At 67.7% G+C, this 21,050-nt stretch carries 24 protein-coding genes; 18 read left to right on the forward strand and 6 right to left on the reverse strand.

Features of this window, described 5'->3' with window-relative positions; genetic code table 11:
- Positions 1-110: 110 nt before the first annotated feature.
- The 12 genes from ACFQ9K_RS36280 (at position 111) to ACFQ9K_RS36335 (ending at position 12,094) form a co-directional block, all read left to right on the forward strand.
- Entirely contained in the window at positions 111-1,019 is a 909-nt protein-coding gene (locus tag ACFQ9K_RS36280) for a Rossmann-like and DUF2520 domain-containing protein (RefSeq protein ID WP_378719983.1), read from the forward strand.
- Positions 1,019-1,948: a pantoate--beta-alanine ligase gene (panC, locus tag ACFQ9K_RS36285; protein ID WP_378719955.1), complete on the forward strand. Its 930-nt coding sequence runs from the start codon at positions 1,019-1,021 to the stop codon at positions 1,946-1,948. The genes ACFQ9K_RS36280 and panC overlap by 1 nt, the downstream gene beginning before the upstream one ends.
- Positions 1,949-1,975: 27 nt before the next feature.
- Positions 1,976-2,395 carry an aspartate 1-decarboxylase gene (gene panD, locus ACFQ9K_RS36290; RefSeq protein WP_378719953.1) on the forward strand — a complete coding sequence of 140 codons (420 nt, stop codon included), beginning with the start codon at positions 1,976-1,978 and terminating at the stop codon, positions 2,393-2,395.
- A 1-nt stretch (position 2,396) separates the two neighbouring features.
- The gene (locus ACFQ9K_RS36295; protein WP_378719951.1) at positions 2,397-3,194 is read left to right on the forward strand and encodes a type III pantothenate kinase; all 798 of its coding nucleotides are present in this window, start codon (positions 2,397-2,399) and stop codon (positions 3,192-3,194) included.
- Positions 3,195-3,376: 182 nt separating this feature from the next.
- Positions 3,377-3,997, forward strand: coding sequence for a cysteine dioxygenase (locus tag ACFQ9K_RS36300; protein ID WP_378719950.1), 621 nt, complete (start codon positions 3,377-3,379; stop codon positions 3,995-3,997).
- Positions 3,998-4,005: 8 nt separating this feature from the next.
- Positions 4,006-4,428 (forward strand): rhodanese-like domain-containing protein, encoded by a 423-nt coding sequence (locus ACFQ9K_RS36305; protein ID WP_378719981.1) that lies wholly within the window; start codon positions 4,006-4,008, stop codon positions 4,426-4,428.
- 261 nt (positions 4,429-4,689) lie between these two features.
- The gene (lysS, locus tag ACFQ9K_RS36310) at positions 4,690-6,189 is read left to right on the forward strand and encodes a lysine--tRNA ligase (RefSeq protein ID WP_378719979.1); all 1,500 of its coding nucleotides are present in this window, start codon (positions 4,690-4,692) and stop codon (positions 6,187-6,189) included.
- Positions 6,190-6,304: 115 nt separating this feature from the next.
- Positions 6,305-6,664, forward strand: coding sequence for an Lsr2 family protein (locus ACFQ9K_RS36315; protein ID WP_029900677.1), 360 nt, complete (start codon positions 6,305-6,307; stop codon positions 6,662-6,664).
- Positions 6,665-6,945: 281 nt separating this feature from the next.
- Positions 6,946-7,509: an FHA domain-containing protein gene (locus tag ACFQ9K_RS36320; RefSeq protein WP_223884889.1), complete on the forward strand. Its 564-nt coding sequence runs from the start codon at positions 6,946-6,948 to the stop codon at positions 7,507-7,509.
- A 129-nt stretch (positions 7,510-7,638) separates the two neighbouring features.
- Complete coding sequence (locus ACFQ9K_RS36325; protein ID WP_378719949.1) at positions 7,639-8,223, forward strand: DUF1772 domain-containing protein; 585 nt, start codon at positions 7,639-7,641, stop codon at positions 8,221-8,223.
- Between the two features lie 94 nt (positions 8,224-8,317).
- Positions 8,318-9,259, forward strand: coding sequence for an esterase/lipase family protein (locus tag ACFQ9K_RS36330; protein WP_378719948.1), 942 nt, complete (start codon positions 8,318-8,320; stop codon positions 9,257-9,259).
- Between the two features lie 276 nt (positions 9,260-9,535).
- Complete coding sequence (locus ACFQ9K_RS36335) at positions 9,536-12,094, forward strand: ATP-dependent Clp protease ATP-binding subunit (protein WP_378719947.1); 2,559 nt, start codon at positions 9,536-9,538, stop codon at positions 12,092-12,094.
- A gap of 72 nt (positions 12,095-12,166) precedes the next feature.
- Here the strand turns inward: ACFQ9K_RS36335 and ACFQ9K_RS36340 are convergent, their stop codons facing one another.
- Complete coding sequence (locus ACFQ9K_RS36340; protein WP_378719946.1) at positions 12,167-12,976, reverse strand: LLM class flavin-dependent oxidoreductase; 810 nt, start codon at positions 12,974-12,976, stop codon at positions 12,167-12,169.
- Complete coding sequence (locus ACFQ9K_RS36345) at positions 12,973-13,362, reverse strand: hypothetical protein (protein ID WP_378719945.1); 390 nt, start codon at positions 13,360-13,362, stop codon at positions 12,973-12,975. Before ACFQ9K_RS36345 ends, ACFQ9K_RS36340 begins: the two co-directional genes overlap by 4 nt.
- Between ACFQ9K_RS36345 and ACFQ9K_RS36350 the strand changes: the two genes are divergently transcribed.
- On the forward strand, positions 13,361-14,008 hold the full coding sequence (locus ACFQ9K_RS36350; RefSeq protein WP_378719944.1) for a VWA domain-containing protein: 648 nt from the start codon (positions 13,361-13,363) through the stop codon (positions 14,006-14,008). The two genes, ACFQ9K_RS36345 and ACFQ9K_RS36350, sit on opposite strands and share 2 nt — an antisense overlap.
- Here the strand turns inward: ACFQ9K_RS36350 and ACFQ9K_RS36355 are convergent, their stop codons facing one another.
- Both ACFQ9K_RS36355 and ACFQ9K_RS36360 read right to left on the reverse strand, forming a co-directional pair.
- Complete coding sequence (locus tag ACFQ9K_RS36355; RefSeq protein WP_378719943.1) at positions 14,009-14,674, reverse strand: response regulator; 666 nt, start codon at positions 14,672-14,674, stop codon at positions 14,009-14,011.
- An 8-nt stretch (positions 14,675-14,682) separates the two neighbouring features.
- Positions 14,683-16,125: a sensor histidine kinase gene (locus tag ACFQ9K_RS36360; RefSeq protein WP_378719942.1), complete on the reverse strand. Its 1,443-nt coding sequence runs from the start codon at positions 16,123-16,125 to the stop codon at positions 14,683-14,685.
- Positions 16,126-16,415: 290 nt separating this feature from the next.
- Between ACFQ9K_RS36360 and ACFQ9K_RS36365 the strand changes: the two genes are divergently transcribed.
- Complete coding sequence (locus tag ACFQ9K_RS36365; RefSeq protein ID WP_378719940.1) at positions 16,416-17,318, forward strand: ABC transporter ATP-binding protein; 903 nt, start codon at positions 16,416-16,418, stop codon at positions 17,316-17,318.
- Complete coding sequence (locus ACFQ9K_RS36370) at positions 17,315-18,166, forward strand: ABC transporter permease (RefSeq protein ID WP_378719938.1); 852 nt, start codon at positions 17,315-17,317, stop codon at positions 18,164-18,166. Before ACFQ9K_RS36365 ends, ACFQ9K_RS36370 begins: the two co-directional genes overlap by 4 nt.
- A gap of 44 nt (positions 18,167-18,210) precedes the next feature.
- Here the strand turns inward: ACFQ9K_RS36370 and ACFQ9K_RS36375 are convergent, their stop codons facing one another.
- Positions 18,211-18,813 (reverse strand): TetR/AcrR family transcriptional regulator, encoded by a 603-nt coding sequence (locus tag ACFQ9K_RS36375; RefSeq protein ID WP_378719937.1) that lies wholly within the window; start codon positions 18,811-18,813, stop codon positions 18,211-18,213.
- 111 nt (positions 18,814-18,924) lie between these two features.
- On the opposite strand from ACFQ9K_RS36375, the gene ACFQ9K_RS36380 reads away from it, so the two are divergent.
- The 3 genes from ACFQ9K_RS36380 (at position 18,925) to ACFQ9K_RS36390 (ending at position 20,481) form a co-directional block, all read left to right on the forward strand.
- Positions 18,925-19,572, forward strand: a complete 648-nt coding sequence (locus ACFQ9K_RS36380) for an FMN-dependent NADH-azoreductase (protein WP_378719935.1) — start codon at positions 18,925-18,927, stop codon at positions 19,570-19,572.
- Between the two features lies 1 nt (position 19,573).
- Positions 19,574-19,894 (forward strand): multidrug efflux SMR transporter, encoded by a 321-nt coding sequence (locus tag ACFQ9K_RS36385; RefSeq protein ID WP_150403715.1) that lies wholly within the window; start codon positions 19,574-19,576, stop codon positions 19,892-19,894.
- Between the two features lie 146 nt (positions 19,895-20,040).
- Positions 20,041-20,481 carry an OsmC family peroxiredoxin gene (locus ACFQ9K_RS36390; RefSeq protein WP_378719931.1) on the forward strand — a complete coding sequence of 147 codons (441 nt, stop codon included), beginning with the start codon at positions 20,041-20,043 and terminating at the stop codon, positions 20,479-20,481.
- A gap of 59 nt (positions 20,482-20,540) precedes the next feature.
- On the opposite strand, the gene ACFQ9K_RS36395 is transcribed toward ACFQ9K_RS36390, so the two are convergent.
- Positions 20,541-21,032, reverse strand: coding sequence for a hypothetical protein (locus tag ACFQ9K_RS36395; RefSeq protein ID WP_378719930.1), 492 nt, complete (start codon positions 21,030-21,032; stop codon positions 20,541-20,543).
- Positions 21,033-21,050 lie beyond the last annotated feature (18 nt).

The following is a 21,050-nucleotide window of genomic DNA, read 5'->3' on the forward strand; positions in this document are numbered from 1 at the left end:
AACATCGGGCCGATATTCTCGATGCCGTACGTCCGGTACCCGCACGGCGGGACTGGAACGAAATCGAGAGGACACTGTTGACCTCGAGAAGCGAGAATTCCGAGTCGGTGATGGGCGGCGATCTCCCGCCCGCTCGGCTGACCGTCGGCATCGTCTCGGCGGGCCGCGTCGGCTCCGCCCTCGGCGCGGCGCTCGAACGCGTCGGCCACGTGGTGTTCGGCGTTTCCGCGATCTCCGACGCCTCGGTCCGCCGCGCGCAGACCAGGCTGCCCGATTCCGAGATCATGCCGGTCGAGGATGTGGCCGCGCGCAGTGAGCTGCTGCTTCTCGCCGTCCCCGACACCGAACTGGCCGGTCTGGCCCGCGGCCTGGCCGGCGCGAAGGTGGTCCGGCCCGGCACCATCGTCGCGCACACCTCGGGGGCCAACGGCGTCGGCGTGCTCGCGCCGCTGGCCGACATCGGCGCCATGCCGCTGGCCATTCATCCGGCCATGACCTTCACCGGCCACGACGAGGACATCACCCGGCTGGGCAACGCGTGCTTCGGCATCACCGCCGCCGACGAGATCGGCTATGCCATCGCGCAGGCGCTGGTGATCGAGATGGGCGGCGAGCCGGTCCGGGTGCTCGAGCAGAACCGCGCGCTCTATCACGCGGCGCTCGCGCACGGCAGCAACCATCTGGTCACACTGATCGTGGATGCCGTTGCCGCGCTGCGGGTTGCGTTGGCAGGCCCGGGCCTGCTCGGGCAGCAGACCGTCGACGAGCAGCCCAACGGTCTGGCCGAGCGACTGCTCGCCCCGCTCGCCTCCGCCGCGCTGGACAACGCGCTGCGGCGCGGGCAATCCGCGCTGACCGGCCCGGTCGCCCGCGGCGACGCGGATGCCGTCGCCGCACACCTGAGCGCACTGGAATCCGTCGATCCCCGCCTGGCCGAGGGCTACCGCGCGTTGTCGCTGCGCACCGCCGAACGCGCAGGCACCAATCCCGCCGTCATCGAGCTGCTGAAGGGGCGCTGATGTTCGATCCGAAATTACGTGCCGCCTACCGGCCCGGTGAGCTCACCGTGCACCACGATCCCGCCGTGATCACCCAGGTGTCCAACGCCTTGCGCAGCGTCGGCCGCACCGTCGCGCTGGTGCCGACCATGGGCGCGCTGCACGAGGGCCACCTGGAGATCGTCCGGCTGGCCAAGCGGAACAACCAGGTCGTGATCGTCTCGATCTTCGTGAATCCGCTGCAGTTCGCCGCGAACGAAGACCTGGACAAGTACCCGCGCACCCTGGACTCCGACGTCGAGCTGCTGCGGGCCGAGGGCGTCGAGCTGGTGTTCGCGCCGAGCGTCGCCGACATGTACCCGGACGGACCGCGCACCACCGTGCAGCCAGGCCCGATCGGCGCCGAGCTCGAAGGCGCAAGCAGGCCAACGCATTTCGCCGGCATGCTGACCGTGGTCGCCAAGCTGCTGCAGATCGCCCGCCCGACCGAGGTGTACTTCGGCGAGAAGGACTACCAGCAGCTCACGCTGATCCGGCAGCTGGTCCGGGACCTGAACTTCGACGTGAAGATCAAGCCGGTGGCCACCGTGCGCGAGCACGACGGCCTGGCCATGTCCTCGCGGAACCGGTTTCTCGATGCGGCACAGCGTGAATCGGCACTAGGCCTGTCCGCGGCGCTGGCCGCGGGCAAGCACGCGGGCGGCCTCGGACCCGAGGCGGTGGTCGAGGCGGCCCGCCAGGTGCTGGCCGCGGTGCCCGGCATCGACGTCGATTACCTCGAATTACGTTCCACCAACCTCGGTCCCGCGCCGGAGACCGGCAATGCCCGGCTGCTGGTCGCCGCCAAGGTCGGCCCCACCCGGCTGATCGACAATGTCGCCGTCACCCTCGGCGCGCCGATCGACGGCCACCCCAACGCCTCCGTCCAGCGGGCCTCCCAGCCCGTATAGGCGACGAACCAACGAAAGGGCGACGCAATGCTGCGCACCATGATGAAGTCGAAGATCCACCGCGCCACCGTGACCCACGCCGACCTGCACTACGTCGGCTCGGTGACGGTGGATCAGGATCTCCTGGACGCCGCCGATCTGCTGGAGGGCGAGCAGGTCTGCATCGTCGACATCGACAACGGCGCGCGCCTGGAGACCTATGTCATCGCGGGTGAACGCGGGTCCGGCGTGATCGGCATCAACGGCGCCGCCGCGCATCTGGTCCACCCCGGCGATCTGGTCATCCTGATCGCCTACGGCCAGCTGAACGAGCAGGAGATCGCGGAATACGATCCGAAGGTCGTTTTCGTGGACGAGCGCAATCGCCCGGTCGACCTCGGCTCCGATCCGGCGCACGCGCCGGCGGGCTCCGGGCTCACCTCGCCGCGCACGCTCTCGCTCGCCTGACATGCTGCTGACCATCGACGTCCGCAATACGAATATCGTGCTCGGCCTTTTCTCGGGCTCCGGCGCGCATTCGAAACTGGTGCGGCACTGGCGAATTCACACCAATCCACTGCTCACCGCGGACGAATTCGCGATGCAGGTGCGCGGGCTGGTCGGCCCGCAGCTCGACCAGGTGGTCGGCGTTTCCGGGCTGGCCACGGTGCCGCCGGTGCTGCGCGAACTGCGCACGATGCTGACCCAATATTGGGGTCATGTGCCGCACGTGCTGGTGGAACCCGGTGTGCGCACCGGAATTCCACTGCTGGTGGATAACCCGAAAGAGGTCGGCGCGGACCGGATCGTGAACTGCCTGGCCGCCTATCAGCACTACAATTCACCGGCCATCGTCATCGATTTCGGCACCGCGATCTGTGTCGACCTGGTCTCGGCCAAGGGCGAGTTCCTCGGCGGAATCATCGCGCCCGGCGTGGAGATCGCGACCGAGGCCCTGGTGGAGCGCAGTGCGCTGCGCCGGGTCGAACTGGCGCGGCCGCGTTCGGTACTGGGGAAGAACAGTATGGAAGCCATGCAATCCGGCGCGGTTTTCGGATTCGCCGGGATGGTGGACGGACTGATCGATCGGATTCGCGACGAGTTCGAGGCATTTTCCGGCAACGATGTCGCGGTGGTCGCGACCGGCCCGACCGCGGCGCTGATCGTCCCGGAGTCGGAGACCATCGACGATCACGACCCGTACCTCACCCTGACCGGGTTGCGGCTCGTATACGAGCGCAACCAGCGTCGCAAGGGCGCTGTCTGATTCTCGCCATGTCGGATTCGTCGCACCCGTCGGTGCTTGCCTCCCCAGTGCCCGATGCTGATATAGTCACCGCTGTGTATTTCCGCGTGCGCACCCAGGAGTGTTGTCGAGGCTGACCAAGCCTCGACCGATCGAGGCTGACCATCGCCCTCGACCGTTCGCGACCTCCTGGAGATTCGCTCATGCGTTCTTCCGTTCTTTCCCTTTCCGTAGCCCGGGACGCCTTTTCGGCCACCCCGCCGCTGGAACGCGCCGTCGCCTCCGCATTGCCCACCCGCCTGCGTCCCGCCGATTTACTGCGGCTGACCGACGAAGGCGCCGAGGACGTACTGGCCGGGCGGTACGACCATCTGCTGCCCGCGAATGGCGTGTGGCCCGCCGATGAACGGTGGGCGACCCGGCTGCTCACCGACGATGAAGTCGATGTCTGGCTGATCAGCTGGACGCCGGGAAAATCCACCGAATTACACGATCACGCCGGCTCGCTCGGCGCGTTGACCGTGCTCAGCGGTGCGCTGTCGGAATTCCGCTGGAACGGCAGCGAACTACGCCGCCGGGTGCTGTCCGCGGGTGATCAAGCGTCGTTTCCGATCGGCTGGGTGCACGATGTAATGCGGGCCCCGGCGCAGTCCGTGGCCGGCAGCACCACCGAGTCGATCGACCCCGCACTACTCGAACCGACGCTCAGCGTGCACGCCTATTCACCGCCGCTCACCGCTATGTCCTATTACGAGGTCACCGGCCACGGAAGCCTGCGGCGCACCCGAACCGTTCTCACCGACCAGCCCGAAGGTGATATGTAATGACCCGATTGACCATCGATCAGATGCTCGACCAGGCGCGGGCCCAGCTGAACCGCATCTATGCCTTCGAACTGCCGCAGGCGCTCGCCAGGGGCGCGATTCTGGTGGATATCCGCCCGCAGGCACAGCGGGTGCGCGAGGGCGCGTTGCCCGGCGCCCTGGTGATCGAGCGGAATGTGCTGGAATGGCGGCTCGATCCGACCAGTTCGGCCCGCTTGGCCCTGGCCACCGATCACGATGTGGAATGGATCGTCGCCTGCTCCGAGGGCTATACCTCCAGCCTCGCCGCCGCGGCGCTGCAACAACTCGGGCTGCACCGGGCGACCGATCTGGTCGGCGGCTTCCACGCATTGAAGGCGGCCGGTCTGCTGCACATCGGAATCCGGGCGCCGCACTTCGCCCGCGAGGTCGACTCGCTCGCCTCGCTGTAATTACCTGCATCACTTCCATCTCGAAAGATCCGGGCGCGCAAGCGGTTTCGCGTCCGGATCGATGCATGCCCGCTATTTCCCCGGATAGCGGACCGCGCAAATCCGGCGAACAACGCGGGGCCGGGCCGAGACCGTTTCGTTACTCCGGGAAGTAGGCCGGGCGGGCCGCAAAACGATTTCCGGTGCACGCTAGGGTTGTTGGATGTGAGCACCAGCGACACTTCCTCGTCCAGCGATCCCGCATCGGATTCGCGGCCTGCCGTGGCGCCCGACGCCGACGATGCCCCGGAGCAGATACGGATTCGCAAGGAGAAGCGGGAGCGGTTGCTCGCGGACGGCGGTGACGCCTATCCCGTCGTCGTGCCGCGCACGCATACCCTCGCCGAAATTCGCGCCGCATATCCTGATCTGGCCGCGGACACCCAGACCGGGTTGCAGGTGGGTGTCGCTGGTCGCGTCATATTCATGCGTAATACCGGCAAGCTGTGTTTCGCGACGCTGCAGGAGGGCGACGGCACCAAGCTGCAGGCGATGATCAGCCTGAACGGTGTCGGCGCCGACGCGCTCGCGGCCTGGAAGTCCGATGTCGACCTCGGCGACTTCGTTTTCGTGCACGGCGAGGTGATCTCCTCGCGCACCGGCGAATTGAGCGTCATGGCCGATTCCTGGTTCATGGCGGCCAAGTCGCTGCGGCCGCTGCCGGTGGCGCACAAGGAGATGAACGAGGAGTCCAGGGTCCGGCAGCGCTATGTCGATCTGATCGTGCGTCCGGAAGCCAGGGAAATGGCCAGGACGCGCATCGCGGTGGTGCGTGCCCTGCGCAATGCGCTGGAACGGCGCGGCTTCCTGGAGGTGGAGACGCCGATGCTGCAGACGCTGCACGGCGGCGCCGCGGCCCGGCCGTTCGTCACCCATTCCAATGCCCTGGATATAGATCTCTACCTGCGAATCGCGCCGGAACTGTTCCTGAAGCGCTGTGTGGTCGGCGGGCTGGAACAGGTCTTCGAGATCAACCGGAACTTCCGCAACGAGGGCTCGGACTCCACGCATTCCCCGGAGTTCGCGATGCTGGAAACGTACGAGGCGTACGGCACCTACGACGACTCCGCGCGGATGACCCGGGAATTGGTCCAGGAAGTCGCCCAGGAGGTGTTCGGCACCCAGGTGGTCACCCTGGCCGACGGCACGGAATACGACCTGCGCGGGGAGTGGACGACGGTCGAGATGTACCCGTCGCTCTCCGACGCCCTCGGCGTCTCCGTGACACCGGAAACTTCGGTCGCGGAATTGCGCGCGCTCGCCGATCGGGTCGGTCTGGAAATTCCCGAGGGCAAGGGCTATGGCCACGGCAAACTCGTCGAGGAACTGTGGGAACACCAGTACGGCGACAAGCTGTACGCGCCGACTTTCGTGCGTGACTTCCCGGTGGAGACCTCACCGCTCACCAGGCAACATCGCACCACCGCCGGGGTCACCGAGAAGTGGGATCTCTATGTCCGTGGCTTCGAGTTGGCTACTGGCTATTCGGAGTTGGTGGATCCGGTGATCCAGCGCGAGCGCTTCGTGGATCAGGCGCGACTGGCCGCACAGGGTGACGACGAGGCGATGGCCTTGGACGAGGACTTCCTTGCCGCGATGGAGCACGGCATGCCGCCGACCACCGGTACAGGTATGGGAATCGATCGTCTGTTGATGGCGTTGACGGGTCTCGGAATCCGGGAAACAATACTGTTCCCAATTGTGCGACCGGTCACTCGCTGACCAGCTGATTGCAAAATCTCGGCCTCGTCTTGGAAAATTTGGAATTCGAGGTATTCTTGCCTCGGGTAATCGGCCTAGTATGCGGGTCGCACGATTTCGAGAGGACGTTCATCTCATGGCAAAGAAGGTCACCGTTAGCCTGATCGACGATGTCGATGGGGAGTCCATCGCGGACGAGACCATCGAGTTTGCGATCGACGGTGTTTCGTACGAGATCGACCTGTCGTCGGCGAATGCCGCGAAGCTGCGCGACGGGCTGGAAGAGTGGGTTTCGAGCGCCCGCCGAGTGAGTGGCCGTCGCCGGGTCAAGGCCGCCGCGACCGCGACGGGTGCCCCGAAGAGCCGGGTCTCCATCGACCGCGAACAAAGTGCGGCAATTCGCGAGTGGGCTCGCCGGAATGGACACAAGGTGTCGGCGCGGGGGCGTATCTCTGCGGACATCACCGACGCGTACAACAAGGCCGCGAAGGGTTAGTTTCATATTTTTCAGCCGCCGTCCCAGCGAATCGTGCGACGCCGGGGCGGCGGTTTTCTCTTTGTCCGGCGGCTCATAGGCTGCTGATATAACCGCGTGGCGCGATGACACGCTGCGCGAAGTGGCGCGCGGATCGATCTTGCTCGTGGTTCCAGGACGCGGCACCATGGAAACGTGCGACGGTCACTGGCGGTATGGAGAGACGGGGTATCAGCGCAGTGACTGGATTCGTCGGATCATTTTTGCGATTCCAAGATGACACGGGTCGTCAGCAGGAACTCATGCTCAGCGCCGATCGCGAGCGGGTGACCATCGGCCGCTCGCCGCAGGCCGACCTCGCGCTGCCCTGGGACGCCGAGGTCTCCCGGCTGCACGCCGCGATCGAGTATCTCGGCGCGCAGTGGACCATCGTGGACGACGGCCTTTCGCGCAACGGCACTTTCGTCAACGGCGACCGGCTGGTCGGCCGGCGCAGGCTGATGGCGGGCGACGTCATCCGGGTCGGCACCTCGCGGGTGTCCTTCCACGATTTCGGTGGCGTCGCCGACGACATCACCCGGGTGTCCAGCGGAACGGTGCCGCCGAGTTTCCGCTCGCTCACCGAAACCCAGCGGTCGGTGCTGATCGCGCTGTGCCGTCCGTACAAGAACGGCGCGGCCTTCGCGACGCCCGCGTCCAATCAGCAGATCGCCGAGGAATTGTTCCTCAGTGTCGACGCGATCAAGACACATCTGCGCGCGTTGTTCGCCAAGTTCGGCGTCGAAGACCTGCCGCAGAACGCGAAACGGGTCCGCCTCGCCTTCCTGGCGATTCAGAGCGGCCTCATCTCCGATCGGGATCTGTGACCCGCGCGTAGACGATCGCTTAGCCGGCCGAGTGTCTCGGCCATGGATAGCCGTGTCGAAACCGGCTTGACTTGGACACATCGAACCGGAGCGATGAGGGCTCCGGTCGGGTTTCACTCAGGAGGATTTATGACCGCCGCACGCCTGGCCGCTCTGGTCGCGGCCACCCTGGCCACCGGACTGATCGCCGGACTTTTCTACGGCTACGCGAACTCGGTGATGCCGGCGCTGAATCAGACCGACGATCGCACCATGATCGACGTGATGCAGAAGATCAACGTGGTCATCATCAACCCGGTGTTCATGCTCGGGTTCATGGGCACCGTCGGGTTCTCGATTCTGGCCGCGGCATTGCATCTCGGTAAGGACCAGCGCACCACGCTGATCTGGATCGCGGTCGGACTGGTCATCAACATCATCGCCTTCGCCGTCACCTCCGGGCTGAACGTGCCGCTGAACGACCAGCTGGCCGCCGCGGGCGATCCGGCGCAGATCGCCGACCTGGCCAAGGTCAGGGCCGACTTCGAAGCCACCTGGGTGCGGTGGAACATCGTCCGCGCGGTGCTGCACACGCTGGCCTTCCTGGTGCTCTGCGGCGCGCTGTTCGTCTCCGGCGTCCAGCAGGGCAAGGCGAGCGCAGCGGCCCCCGGACCGCAGGCGGCGCAGGGGCAGTTCCCCGGCCAGCCGGGTGCCCCCGCCTACCGGCAGGGCTAGACCGCAACGGCCACAACCAGTTTCGCGACTCGACCGCGCCTGGGACCCGTCGCACGGTAGCTTTCTGGAACACGTTCCAGATTTGGAGGCTCCTGTGCAGCGTGTTCCAGGCTTTTCGCTTCTCGTCGTCCTGTTCGCCGCGCTGTGCGCGCTCGCCTCGGCCCCGGCTCAGGCCGAGCGATATCCGGTCGACTACAACTTCTTCGCCGGCATCCCGAACGAACTGGCGAACCCGGGCGGTTCGCTGCCCGGCGCCAACGACTGGTCCTGCCGCCCGAGCGCCGCGCATCCGAACCCGGTGGTGCTGGCGCACGGCACCGGCGGTGGAGCACAGACGAATTGGGGCGTATACGCGCCGCTGCTGGCCGATCAGGGCTACTGCGTGTACTCCATGACCTACGGCGCCTACGACCTGCCCTGGCCGATCTCAGCCATCGGCGGCATGCTGCCGATGGAGCAGAGCGCGCCGCAGTTCGCCGCCTTCGTCGACCGGGTGCTGGCCGCGACCGGCGCCGCGCGGGTCGACATCGTCGGTCACTCGCAGGGCAATTTCATCGGCAACTACTTCGTCAAGCGGCTCGGCGGCGCGGCGAAAGTGGACAAACTGGTCGCCATCGCGCCGCCCTGGCTCGGCTCGAACGTCGCGGGCGCGGGCGAAATCGCCGCGTTCAGCCGGCGGCTCGGCGCCGGACCGGCGTTCGACACGCTGGTCGGCTCGCTGTGCCAGGCATGCAGGCAGGTCGTGGCCGGCTCGGACTTCGTCACGGCGCTGAACGCGGACGGCGTCTACCACCCGGCGGTCACCTACACCAATATCGCTACCCGCCTCGACGAGCTGGTGGTGCCCTACACGTCGGGCCTGGTGCCCGGCCCCAACGTGACCAACATCGTCGTCCAGGACGGCTGTGCCCAGGACTTTTCCGAGCACGCGGGTATCGCGGGCAGCCCGCGCGCGGCCGCCTACGTGCTCAACGCGCTCGATCCCGGACATCCCCGGGAGGTGCCGTGCGGTTTCATCCCACCCTTCACGGGGTAGCACCCGGACAACGGTCATCGGGTGCGCCGGCGGTGTTCGCTGAGGGCAAAACCCCTTTCGGAAACGAATCATGCAATGCTCACGTTATGAGTGAATGACCGTGCTGACGCTGGTCGCCAATAGGGTGGACTGGCGGCGGCAGCATCCCCCGCCAACTAGAGTGGAAGGCGGGGGCCACGACCCCCGGGCTTCATGGCAGGCTGACGCCCACGGTTGTTACACAGCACACTGCGGCGTCTGTTGCCAGAATGTCGGAAGCAGGAGAGTGAGGGAGCGATGTTCGAGAGGTTCACCGACCGCGCGAGGCGTGTCGTTGTCCTGGCCCAGGAAGAGGCCCGGATGCTCAACCACAACTACATCGGTACCGAGCACATCCTGCTGGGGCTGATTCATGAGGGTGAGGGTGTCGCGGCGAAGTCGCTGGAGTCGCTCGGTATTTCGCTCGAGGGGGTGCGGAGTCAGGTCGAGGAGATCATCGGTCAGGGCCAGCAGGCTCCGTCCGGGCACATCCCGTTCACCCCGCGGGCCAAAAAAGTCTTGGAGCTGAGCCTGCGCGAGGCGCTGCAGCTCGGCCACAACTACATCGGTACCGAGCACATCCTGCTCGGTCTCATCCGCGAGGGTGAGGGCGTCGCCGCGCAGGTGCTCGTCAAACTGGGCGCCGATCTCAACCGGGTGCGCCAGCAGGTGATCCAGCTGCTGTCCGGGTACCAGGGCAAGGAGCCGGTCGAATCCGGTTCGCGCGGTGAGGCGGGTACGCCGTCGACGTCGCTGGTGCTCGACCAGTTCGGCCGCAACCTGACCCAGGCCGCGCTCGAGGGCAAGCTCGACCCGGTGATCGGCCGCTCCAAGGAGATCGAGCGGGTCATGCAGGTGCTCAGCCGCCGCACCAAGAACAACCCGGTGCTGATCGGTGAGCCCGGCGTCGGTAAGACCGCCGTGGTGGAGGGCCTGGCTCAGGCCATCGTCAACGGCGAGGTGCCGGAGACGTTGAAGGACAAGCAGCTCTACACCCTCGACCTGGGTTCCCTGGTCGCGGGCAGCCGCTACCGCGGTGACTTCGAAGAGCGCCTGAAGAAGGTGCTCAAGGAGATCAACACCCGCGGCGACATCATCCTGTTCATCGACGAGCTGCACACGCTCGTCGGCGCGGGTGCTGCCGAAGGCGCCATCGACGCGGCCTCGATCCTGAAGCCGAAGCTGGCCCGCGGCGAGCTGCAGACCATCGGCGCGACGACGCTCGACGAGTACCGCAAGTACATCGAGAAGGATGCCGCGCTGGAGCGCCGGTTCCAGCCGGTCCAGGTCGGCGAGCCGACGGTCGAGCACACCATCAACATCCTCAAGGGTCTGCGCGACCGCTACGAGGCGCATCACCGGGTTTCCATCACCGACGGCGCGCTGGTGGCCGCGGCGACGCTGGCCGACCGCTACATCAACGACCGGTTCCTGCCGGACAAGGCGATCGACCTGATCGACGAGGCCGGTGCGCGGATGCGCATCCGTCGCATGACCGCCCCGCCGGACCTGCGCGAATTCGACGACAAGATCGCCGATGCGCGCCGGGAGAAGGAAAGCGCGATCGACGCGCAGGACTTCGAGAAGGCGGCGCGGCTGCGCGACAAGGAAAAGCAGCTGGTCGCCAAGCGCGCCGAGCGCGAAAAGCAGTGGCGCTCCGGTGATCTCGACGTGGTTGCCGAGGTCGACGACGAGCAGATCGCGGAGGTGCTGGCCAACTGGACCGGTATCCCCGTGTTCAAGCTCACCGAGGAGGAGACCACCCGTCTGCTCCGCATGGAGGACGAGCTGCACAAGCGGATCATCGGCCAGGAGGATGCCGTCAAGGCCGTCTCCAAGGCGATCCGCCGCACGCGCGCCGGCCTGAAGGATCCGAAGCGTCCGTCCGGCTCGTTCATCTTCGCCGGTCCGTCCGGTGTCGGTAAGACCGAGCTGGCCAAGTCGCTGGCGAACTTCCTGTTCGGCGACGACGACGCGCTCATCCAGATCGACATGGGCGAGTTCCACGACCGCTTCACCGCGTCGCGCCTGTTCGGTGCCCCTCCCGGGTACGTCGGCTACGAAGAGGGCGGCCAGCTCACCGAGAAGGTGCGCCGCAAGCCGTTCTCCGTCGTGCTCTTCGACGAGATCGAAAAGGCACACCAGGAGATCTACAACACCCTGTTGCAGGTCCTCGAGGACGGTCGTCTCACCGACGGCCAGGGTCGTACGGTCGACTTCAAGAACACCGTGCTGATCTTCACCTCGAACCTGGGCACCTCGGACATCTCCAAGGCGGTCGGTTTGGGCTTCAGTCAGTCCAACATCCAGGGCTCGAACTACGAGCGGATGAAGCTCAAGGTCAACGACGAGCTGAAGAAGCACTTCCGGCCCGAGTTCCTCAACCGCATCGACGATGTCATCGTCTTCCACCAGCTCACGACCGAACAGATCGTGCAGATGGTGGACCTGATGATCGGCCGCGTCGGCGTCCAGTTGAAGAACAAGGACATGTCGATGGAGCTGTCCGAGCAGGGCAAGGCGCTGCTGGCCAAGCGTGGCTTCGACCCCGTGCTCGGTGCCCGCCCACTGCGCCGCACCATCCAGCGCGAGATCGAAGACCAGCTGTCGGAGAAGATCCTCTTCGGCGAGATCGGACCCGGCCAGACCGTGTTCGTCGATGTCGAAGGCTGGGACGGCGAAGGCACCGGCGAAGACGCCAAGTTCACCTTCACCGGCAAAACCAAACTCACCAAGGCTGACGACAAGGGCGACGAAAAGCCCGAGGTCGTCCTGACCGGCGCCGCCGAAGGCACCGCCGAAGCCGCCGGCGAGTAAAAGCACCACGTAAAGGCCCGTCTCCCCTTGGGAGGCGGGCCTTTTCGCTGCAACCGGTGGGGTTAGCGCGGGTCAGTGGTTGTCGGTTGGTGGGAAGCGGGCCAGTACTGGGGCGAAGGCGTCCGACAGTTCGCCGGGGATGATCAGCTCGTCGATTCCGTATTTCTCCCTGCGGGTTTCGAGAGTTTCCGCGGCGGCGGACGGGTCGGCGTCGAGCACGCCTGCCGCGCCTGCCGCGCGCAGGGCATCGATGGTGAGGCCGAGGCGGGTGCTGGTCCAGTAGGGCAGGCGGTCGCCGATGCCGATCAATTGATGGCTGAACGGTATCTCCCGGTCGGTGTGGTCCCGGACGACGCGGACCATGTCGGCCAGCTCCGCCTCGGTGACCCCAGGGCCGGCGGCGAGCAGGATGCGGTCGGCGAATCCCGCTGCGGCGGCGAGCATTCGCGGGCCACTCGCGGCCACGACGACCGGGGGAGCCGGGTCGACGGCCGCGCGCACCGCCGCGATCGTGTCGGCCAGTTGTGCGCGACGTTCGGCCGCCGAACCCCAGGGCAGGCCGAGCCGTTCGGCCTCCGCACCGGCATCCGGGCGACCGGAGCCGATGCCGAGCTCGAACCGTCCGTCCGAGAGCAGTTGCAGCGCAGCGGTTTCCCGGATGGTCGCGGCGGCGGTGCGCAGCGGCGCGGCCAGCACATTGGGCCGCAACCGCACCGCGCTGGTCACGGCGCCCGCCGCGGCCAGCGCGGGGAACGGTGACGGGGTGTTCAGCGTGTCCGGCAACAGGATCGTCCGATAACCTCGCCGCTCGGCATCCCTTGCCGCACCGGCCCATTCGGCGCCGGAACGCGGTGTGACGACAATGCCGAATCGCATGCTCATTTGGCCGGCCGCCTCGGTTCGCGCAGCACGGCGAGGCGGCTGCGGTACTGGTCCTCGGTGATCTCGCCGCGGGCGAAGGCGGTGCGCAGCGCGCCGACGCCGCTGTCGCGTCCGATGAACCGGCGCCGCGCGAGGAACGCCAGGCTGAGGAAGGTGAGCCAGAACAGCAGCGGGACGATCCAGAAGAACGGCCAGGGATGCCAGCCGCCGTCGTAATGGTCGGCGAGGAACGCGACGGCCTCGGGTTGCGTGGAAATGTTCATGCCGAAAGCCTGCGCCGCGCGCCGCCCCGCGGCATCGGTCGTGCGGCGCTGCTCGGCGTACGTCGCGGCGCGTATGCCGGGGTACTTTGGATGGGGTTCATCGAACCGACCGGGGGTGCTCATGACAAATCCAGATCTGACCTTGATAGCCGTACTGCTCGACCGTTCCGGATCCATGCAGTCGATCAAGTCCGACACCGAAGGCGGGTTCAACGCCTTCATCGAGGAACAGCGCAAGGTGCCGAAGACCATCGAGGTGACGCTGGCCAGGTTCGACACCGAATACGAGTGTGTCTATGCCAACCGCCCGCTGGCCCAGGTGCCGCCGCTGGACCTGCAACCGCGCGGTATGACCGCGCTCTACGACGCGGTGGGCCGGCTGGTCACCGACGTCGGCGCGGAACTCGCGAAACGACCGGAAGCCGAACGTCCCGGCACGGTCATCGTCGTGGTGCTCACCGACGGCCACGAGAATTCCAGCAGCGAGTGGTCGCACATCGCGGTGAAATCGCTGATCACCCAGCAGCAGGACGTCTACAGCTGGAATTTCCTGTTCCTCGGCGCGAACATGGACGCGGTCGCGATCGGCACCAGGATGGGCTTCGACCCCGGCAACTCGATCACCTATGCCGCTGCGCCGCAGGGTGTTTCGGGAGTCTTCCGGGCGGCCTCGGCCAGCTCGGCCCGAATCCAGAAGTCCGGACCGGCCGCGCCGGGCCGCGGATTCACCGACGCGGAGCGCGAACAGGCGAATCCGGGCAGCGCGTAGCTACTGCCAGCCCGGGCGCACCACGCCGGATTCGTATGCCATGACCACCAATTGGGTCCGGTCGCGGGCGCCGAGCTTCATCAGGATCCGGCTGACGTGCGTGCGGGCGGTGGCCGGGCTCATGAACAGCCGCTCGCCGATCTCGGCATTGGTGAGCCCCTCGGCGACCAGCATCAGCACCTCGCGCTCGCGGTCGGTCAGCTCGGAAAGCGTTGCGGGCGGCGGTGTCTTGGCATGTGCGGAGAATTCGGCGATGAGGCGGCGGGTGACGCCGGGGGAGAGCAGCGCGTCACCGGCCGCGACCACCCGCACGGCGCGCACCAGGTCGGCCGGTTCGGTGTGCTTGACCAGGAAGCCCGTGGCGCCGGAGCGCATCGCCTCGAAGACGTACTCGTCGAGCTCGAAGGTGGTCAGCACGACCACCTTCACCTCGGCCAGCGCGGCGTCCTCGGCGATCATCCTGGTCGCGGCGAGCCCGTCGAGGATCGGCATCCGGATGTCCATCAGCACCACGTCCGGGGTGAGGCTGCGGGTCATGCGCACGGCCTGTTCTCCGTTGTCCGCCTCGCCGACCACCTCGATGCCGTCCTGGGCCTCCAGCAGCGCCACGAAGCCGCCGCGCACCAGCGCCTGATCGTCGGCCACCAGGACCCGAATGTTCGTCACGGCGCCTCCTACTGCGCCCCCGGCGCGCTGGATTGCTGCGCCTTGTCGTCGGGCCGGATCTGCCGGACATTGTCGGGCCGGGCGGTGTCTTCGGCGCGACTGGGCGCGGGCCCGCGTTCGCTCGGCTCCATCGGCCGCAGCGGCAGCCGCGCCGCGACCCGGAAACCGCCGCTCGGGCGTGGTCCCGCGGTGAGCGCGCCGCCGAGGGCATGGGTGCGTTCGCGCATGCCGATGATTCCGTTGCCGCCGCCGGTGCCGGTCCTCGGCACCGGCGCGGTCGGGCGGGCGTTGTCGACGGTGATGTCCACCGATTGCGCCGCGTAGCGCACGCTCACCGTGGCCTCCGCGCCCGGCGCGTGCCGCACCACATTGGTCAGCGACTCCTGGATGATCCGCGCGGCCGCCACGTCGATCACGCTCGGCAGCTGCTGCGGTTCGCCGATGATCTTGGTGTGCACCGGCAGTCCGGCCGCGCGGGCGCGCTGGAGCAGGGTGTCCAGATCGCCGATGCTCGGTGCGGGATTGCGCGGCGCCGCCGGTCGCTTTTCCGCGGGTTCGCCGCCGGCCCGGTTCGATTCGTCGTCCGAAACGCGTTCGGCGCCAGTGGGGTTGCGTCCACTCCAGCCGCGCGGGCGACGCCGGCTCGGCGCGGTCTGCTCGGCATCGGCGAATTCATCGTCGGCACTGTCGGATTCGCCCGCGACGTTGCCGCCGGTGCGAATCGAGTGCAGCAGCGTGTGCACCTCGGCGAGCGCGTCGCGGCTCGCGGTCTTGATCGCGTCCAGCGCGCCGGCGGCCTGCTCGGGCTTCTTGTCGAACAGTTCCAGCGCCACCGAGGATTGCACGTTGATCAGCGAAAGGCTGTGTGCCAGTACGTCGTGCAGCTCGCGCGCGATGGCCAGGCGTTCCTCGCTGGCCCGGCGTTCCCGCTGGGCCTCCTCGTCCCGGCGCGCGGCCTCGGCGCGCTGCCTGCGGGCCTGCAGCACGGCCTTGCGCTGCCGGATGCCCTCCACCACGCACAGCAGCACGGTGAGCCAGGCCATCAGCGCGAAGATCTGCCACACGTTGGCGCCGCGGCCGAACAGCGCGGGCACCGGCCAGACCAGCACGAGGTAGCCGATCGGCACGAGTGGGTAAGTCCACCAGCGGGATCCGGAGCTGGCGGCGGTCAGGAAGGCGATCACCAGGGAGAAGAAGATCGGACCGTACCCGTAACCGAGCGCCAGATAGGCCACGCACGCGGTGAGCGCGACGAGCAGCACCGGCACCGGCCGGGCGCGCCGCCAGACCAACGCCACCGGACCGGCGAGTAGTAGCAGGTAGCCGAGGATATCGAGCGAATTGTCGCCCATCCTCTGATTCGCGAATGTGCCGCCGACGATCTGCAGCGCGGCGACCACCAGCGCCACACCCCAGTCCCATCCGAGCGAGCCTCGACTCGAAATGCTCATCCGCCTCTCCGCGTATTCGGGCCGGACACAAGTGCCGAGTCAGTGACGTCGGCGGCCGGCGGCTATTTGTGCGCGAGTTAGCTCGTGCCCGGCGAGTTACCCATGTACATGCGAAATCAGTTGTTGTGTCCACAGACAGTAGCGTCTTCGACGCCGCCACGACCGCTGTCGTGCCGCGCCTGTTTCGACCGTAACGACCGCGCGGATGTCGGTCGTCGTCCGCGGTACGTACACCGAACGTCGCCGCGCGGCGGATGTGTGTGACGTGGTCCGGGGCGGATTCTCGGAGCATGACAGATTCGATCGTGGTCACCCGAGGGTTGACCAAACGCTACGGCGCGCACGCCGCCGTCGACGCCGTGAGCATGCGCGTCGCGGCCGGCGAGATCTACGGGTTCCTCGGCCCGAACGGCGCGGGCAAGACGACCACGCTGCGCATGCTGGCCGGGCTGATCCGGCCCAGCGACGGCACCGCGACGGTGGCCGGGCACGCGCCGGGCGATCCCGCGGTGGTCCGCCGGATCGGCGTGCTCATCGAGGGGCCCGGCTTCTATCCGTACCTGTCCGGCCGCGACAACCTGCGGGTACTCGCGAAGTACCGCGGCATCGGCAACGCCGAGGTCGAGGCGGCGCTGGACCGGGTCGGCCTGGCCGGTCGGGGCGAGGACAGGTTCCGCACCTACTCGCTCGGCATGAAGCAGCGACTCGGCGTCGGCGCCGCCCTGCTCGGCCGGCCGGACCTGCTCATCCTGGACGAGCCGACCAACGGCCTCGACCCGCAGGGCATGGCCGAAATGCGGGAACTGATCACCGCTCTGGCCGCCGACGGGCACACCGTACTGCTGTCGAGTCACATGCTCAGCGAGGTGCAGGAGATCTGCGATCGGGTGGGCGTGATCTCCCGGGGCAAGCTGCTCGCCGAGTCGACGGTGGCCGAATTGCGCGGCGCCGCATCGCTTTTGCTACGGGCCGAACCGCTGGAAATCGCGTTCCCCGCGGTGCGCGAGGTGGTCGGCGAGCGCGCGGCGATGCTGACCGCGGGCGGCATCCGGATCGAGGCGGGCAACGGCACCGCGCCCGCGGTGGCGCGGGCGGTGGTCGCGGCCGGCGCCGATCTGCTCGAGCTGCGGATCGACGAAAAGTCCCTGGAGGAAGTGTTTTTCGAGATGACTCAACTGGAAGTGACGAAATGACCGGAAACGACCTGCTGGCGAGCACGAAGGCGGAGGCGCTGCGGCTGCGCAAGTGGCCTGCGTTCTGGATCATCCTCGGCACCTGGATTCTGCTGAACCTCACCTTCTCCTATCTGTTCAACTATCTCGCCTACACCTCGGGCGAGTCCGGCCGGATGTCGAACGGCCTGCCGAAAGACGCACTGCTGCACCAGCTGCTGCCCGCGGCGGTGCCGGAGGTGTTCACCCAGGGCATGGCGATGTTCGGCGGGGCGCTGATGCTGGTGCTGGGCGCGCTCACCACGGGCAGCGGATACGGCTGGGGCACTTGGAAAACCGTGTTCACCCAGGGGCCGTCGCGGATCAGTGCGGTCGGCGGGGTGCTGGTGAGCCTGGTGGTCGTGGTGGCCGGGCTGGTGCTCACCGCGTTCGTCGTGGACATCGGCGTGGCGTCGCTGATCGGCGCGACCCAGTCGCAAACGCTGGCGCTGCCCTCGATTCGGCAGTCCGCGCTCGGAATCCTCACGGGGATAATGATTCTCGGCATGTGGACGCTGGCGGGCGGGTTGATCGGCGCCATCGCGCGCGGCCCGGCGCTGGCCGTCGGGCTCGGGCTGGTGTGGGTACTGGTGGTGGAGAACCTGCTGCGCGGAGTGGCGTCCATCTTCGCGCCGATCGCGGTGCTCACCGATCACCTGCCCGGTACCGCCGCCGGTTCGATGGCGGGGGCGATGCGCACGGTCGGGGCGGGGACGCCCGGCGTGCTCGACATCCTGTCCAGGACCGAGGCACTGATCCTGCTCGGGGGCTATATCGCGCTCTTCGCGGCGGGGACCATGTGGCTGCTGCGCAGGCGCGATCTGGGGTGAGCGATCGAGGCCGAAAGCCGTTGGCGGACAACCGCCGACGGCCTTCAGCGCGGCACGGCGAGGACGGCGTGGGCGAGGTCGCGCAGGGCATCGGCGATCTGGGCCGAGCTCAGCCCGCGGCCGCGCTGCTGCTGATAGACCTCGGCGCCCAACGGCGCGAGCAACGGATCGACCAGTGCGTCCGGTTCCCGAATGCCGCCCGCCAGCAACAGTGCTCGCACATGGGCGAACCAGAACCCGTACGACCCCGTCGCGAACCGGGCACCGCCGATCTCCGCGCCGAGCACCAAATCGGCGTGCGCGTCCAGCAATTCGACCATCGCGGCGTAGAACGCGGCCAGCCGTTGCGCGGGCGGCGCGCCGGGGCCGAGCGGCGGTTCGCCACCGATCAGCCGCGCCTGCAGTGCCCGCTCGTGTTCGTCGAGCAGGGCGACGGCGATCGAATTCGTGTCCGGGTAGCGGCGATACAGCGTGCCGCGGCCGACACCGGCCGCCTTGGCGATGTCGTCCATCGTCACGGTGCGCGGGTCGCGGCCTGCGAACAGCTCGGCGGCCGCGGCCAGCACCTTGGCCCGGTTGCGCGCCGCGTCCGCACGTTCCGGCGGGGCGGCCGGTTGCCCGCCGAGCAGATCCGTGTGCCTGGTCATGCCGCTGACTGTACCCGAGTTCGAGTATAAGTGGACATTGTGTCCATTTGTCGATACAGTCGGTCCCGTCAGTAAGTGGACGCACTGTCCATTTCATTCGAGAGGTTCGTCATGACAACGTTGCTGCACCTGGACGCGAGCGCCCGTACCCGTTCGATCAGCCGCGAGGTGAGCGCCGTCTTCGCCGAGGCGTGGCGCGCGGAGAACCCGGACGGCACGTACCGTTACCGCGATCTGGCGGCCGACCCGGTCCCGTTCATCGACGAGGCGTGGACCGAACTGTGCGACGCGGTGCTCGCGCAGGCGACCACAGACCTGGACCGGCTGGGCGAGCTGGTGCGCACCGCGGAGCAGGCGGCGGCGTGGGCGGTCGTCGAGCCGCTGCTGGCCGAGGTGCTGGCCGCGGACGTCATCCTGATCGGCACCCCGATGTACAACTACTCGATTCCGGCGGCGCTCAAGGCCTGGCTGGATCAGGTGACGTTCCCGCGAATGTCGCTGGGCCACCGCCGGTTCGTCGTCGCGACCGCCCGCGGCGGCGCGTACTCGCCCGGTGCGCCGAAGGCCGCGTTCGACTATCAGGAGCGCTTCCTGCGCGACTTCTTCGCGGGCCACTTCGCCGTCCACGACACGGTTTTCCTCAATGCCGAACTGGCCAATGCCCGGCAGGATCCCGCCCTGGCGCACCTGCGTGACAAGCACGACGAGTCGTACGCGCTCGCCCTCGAAACCGCCCGCGGTCTCGCGAAGGAGTACTGAGATGAACTGGGTCGTCCTCGGCATCGCCGGGCTGGTCGAGATCGTCTGGTCGCAGAGCATCAAACCGACGGAGAACTTCACCCGCCTGTGGCCGACCGTGCTCTGCTTCGTGCTCGGCGTCACCGCGGTGTACCTGCTGTCCAGGGCGATGCAGACGCTGCCGGTCGGCACCGCGTACGCGATCTTCACCGGCATCGGCGCGGTCGGCGCCATCGGCCTCGGCATCGTGTTCAACAAGGATCCGCTCAGCGCGGGCCGGGTGTTCGCGCTGTCGCTGATCATCGGGGGCATCGTGCTGGCCAGGGTCACCAATCCCGAGTGACACGACGCGACAAGACATTTCGTGCGTGCCCGCCGGTCCGCCATGCCGCCGAGGTTGCTAATCCGGCGCTCTAGTCTGACCCCGAGACGTGCGGAGGCAGGCTGGCTAAGCTCGGGCTGCATCCACTACTCAGCGAAAGGACCGTGATGCCTACACGTACCGCGCGTACTGCTTGGACCGGCACTCTGCAGGAGGGGTCGGGACAGGTCGAGCTGGCCAGCTCCGGCGTCGGCAAGTACGACGTGTCGTTCCCGAAGCGTTCGGCCGACGACGCCGACGGCACCACCAGCCCGGAGGAGCTCATCGCGGCGGCGCACTCGTCCTGCTACGCGATGGCGCTTTCGGCGCAGATCGGCAATGCGGGCGGCACCCCGGAGAGCCTCGACGTGAGCGCCGACGTGACCCTCGGCCCTGACCCGGCCGGCGGCTTCCGGATCAGCGGCATCAAGCTGACCGTGCGCGGCAAGGTCTCCGGCATCGACGCCGACGCGTTCGCCGCCGCGGCCGAGGCCGCCAAGGCCGGGTGCCCGGTCAGCAAGGCGCTGGCCGGCGTCGACCACATCGTGCTGGACGCGGCCCTCGCGTAGTCGCTTGGTTCCCCGCACACTCTCGGGTGTGCGGGGAGCCATGTGATGGTGCGAAATGCTCAGGCCCGGCGGAAGAATCGGCGTGCCGCGGGGTGATACATCGCCGGGATGGCGACCAGCACCGCGACCACGTGGATCGTGCGGAACAGGCCGATCACCACGGACTCGACGGTGAGGTGCGCGAACAGGTCGCCGAACCGGTCCGCGGACAGCAGCGCCGCCAGCGGTTCGATGATCAGCGACAGCAGGCCGATCACGCCGATGCCGAAGGTCAGCAGGAGCCGGGCCCAGCGGGCGCCGTGCGTCATCCGGATCGCGACGACGAGCACGACCAGGTAGATCCCCAGTCGCACAGCGAGTCCGGTGGCCAGCCCGGCCACGTCGACCTCGTCGCGCTCCAGCAGCAGCGCGGCCTGTTCGATGGCCTCGGCGACGCCGGCCAGCAGCGCGACCACCAAGCCGACGAACGCGACGAGGACGGCGCGCGGTGGTTGCGCCGGTGCGCCCGCACGCAGCGGTGCGGGCCAAAGAGAAAGGGCAGTGCCGGTCATGACACCGACACTGCCCTT

Source organism: Nocardia sp. NPDC056564 (genome assembly GCF_042793755.1).
Taxonomy (GTDB): Bacteria; Actinomycetota; Actinomycetes; order Mycobacteriales; family Mycobacteriaceae; genus Nocardia.

What these genes read in the sequence shown, in the direction of transcription:
- ACFQ9K_RS36365 (WP_378719940.1), top strand. Translation starts at nt 16,416, where the DNA reads ATGACAGATTCGATCGTGGTCACCCGAGGGTTGACCAAACGCTACGGC.
- ACFQ9K_RS36300 (WP_378719950.1), top strand. Translation starts at nt 3,377, where the DNA reads ATGCGTTCTTCCGTTCTTTCCCTTTCCGTAGCCCGGGACGCCTTTTCG.
- ACFQ9K_RS36295 (WP_378719951.1), top strand. Translation starts at nt 2,397, where the DNA reads ATGCTGCTGACCATCGACGTCCGCAATACGAATATCGTGCTCGGCCTT.
- ACFQ9K_RS36370 (WP_378719938.1), top strand. Translation starts at nt 17,315, where the DNA reads ATGACCGGAAACGACCTGCTGGCGAGCACGAAGGCGGAGGCGCTGCGG.
- ACFQ9K_RS36315 (WP_029900677.1), top strand. Translation starts at nt 6,305, where the DNA reads ATGGCAAAGAAGGTCACCGTTAGCCTGATCGACGATGTCGATGGGGAG.
- panD (WP_378719953.1), top strand. Translation starts at nt 1,976, where the DNA reads ATGCTGCGCACCATGATGAAGTCGAAGATCCACCGCGCCACCGTGACC.
- ACFQ9K_RS36380 (WP_378719935.1), top strand. Translation starts at nt 18,925, where the DNA reads ATGACAACGTTGCTGCACCTGGACGCGAGCGCCCGTACCCGTTCGATC.
- ACFQ9K_RS36385 (WP_150403715.1), top strand. Translation starts at nt 19,574, where the DNA reads ATGAACTGGGTCGTCCTCGGCATCGCCGGGCTGGTCGAGATCGTCTGG.
- ACFQ9K_RS36345 (WP_378719945.1), bottom strand. Translation starts at nt 13,362, where the DNA reads ATGAGCACCCCCGGTCGGTTCGATGAACCCCATCCAAAGTACCCCGGC.
- ACFQ9K_RS36360 (WP_378719942.1), bottom strand. Translation starts at nt 16,125, where the DNA reads ATGAGCATTTCGAGTCGAGGCTCGCTCGGATGGGACTGGGGTGTGGCG.
- ACFQ9K_RS36320 (WP_223884889.1), top strand. Translation starts at nt 6,946, where the DNA reads ATGCTCAGCGCCGATCGCGAGCGGGTGACCATCGGCCGCTCGCCGCAG.
- ACFQ9K_RS36390 (WP_378719931.1), top strand. Translation starts at nt 20,041, where the DNA reads ATGCCTACACGTACCGCGCGTACTGCTTGGACCGGCACTCTGCAGGAG.
- ACFQ9K_RS36325 (WP_378719949.1), top strand. Translation starts at nt 7,639, where the DNA reads ATGACCGCCGCACGCCTGGCCGCTCTGGTCGCGGCCACCCTGGCCACC.
- panC (WP_378719955.1), top strand. Translation starts at nt 1,019, where the DNA reads ATGTTCGATCCGAAATTACGTGCCGCCTACCGGCCCGGTGAGCTCACC.
- ACFQ9K_RS36395 (WP_378719930.1), bottom strand. Translation starts at nt 21,032, where the DNA reads ATGACCGGCACTGCCCTTTCTCTTTGGCCCGCACCGCTGCGTGCGGGC.
- ACFQ9K_RS36280 (WP_378719983.1), top strand. Translation starts at nt 111, where the DNA reads ATGGGCGGCGATCTCCCGCCCGCTCGGCTGACCGTCGGCATCGTCTCG.
- ACFQ9K_RS36375 (WP_378719937.1), bottom strand. Translation starts at nt 18,813, where the DNA reads ATGACCAGGCACACGGATCTGCTCGGCGGGCAACCGGCCGCCCCGCCG.
- ACFQ9K_RS36350 (WP_378719944.1), top strand. Translation starts at nt 13,361, where the DNA reads ATGACAAATCCAGATCTGACCTTGATAGCCGTACTGCTCGACCGTTCC.
- ACFQ9K_RS36335 (WP_378719947.1), top strand. Translation starts at nt 9,536, where the DNA reads ATGTTCGAGAGGTTCACCGACCGCGCGAGGCGTGTCGTTGTCCTGGCC.
- ACFQ9K_RS36340 (WP_378719946.1), bottom strand. Translation starts at nt 12,976, where the DNA reads ATGAGCATGCGATTCGGCATTGTCGTCACACCGCGTTCCGGCGCCGAA.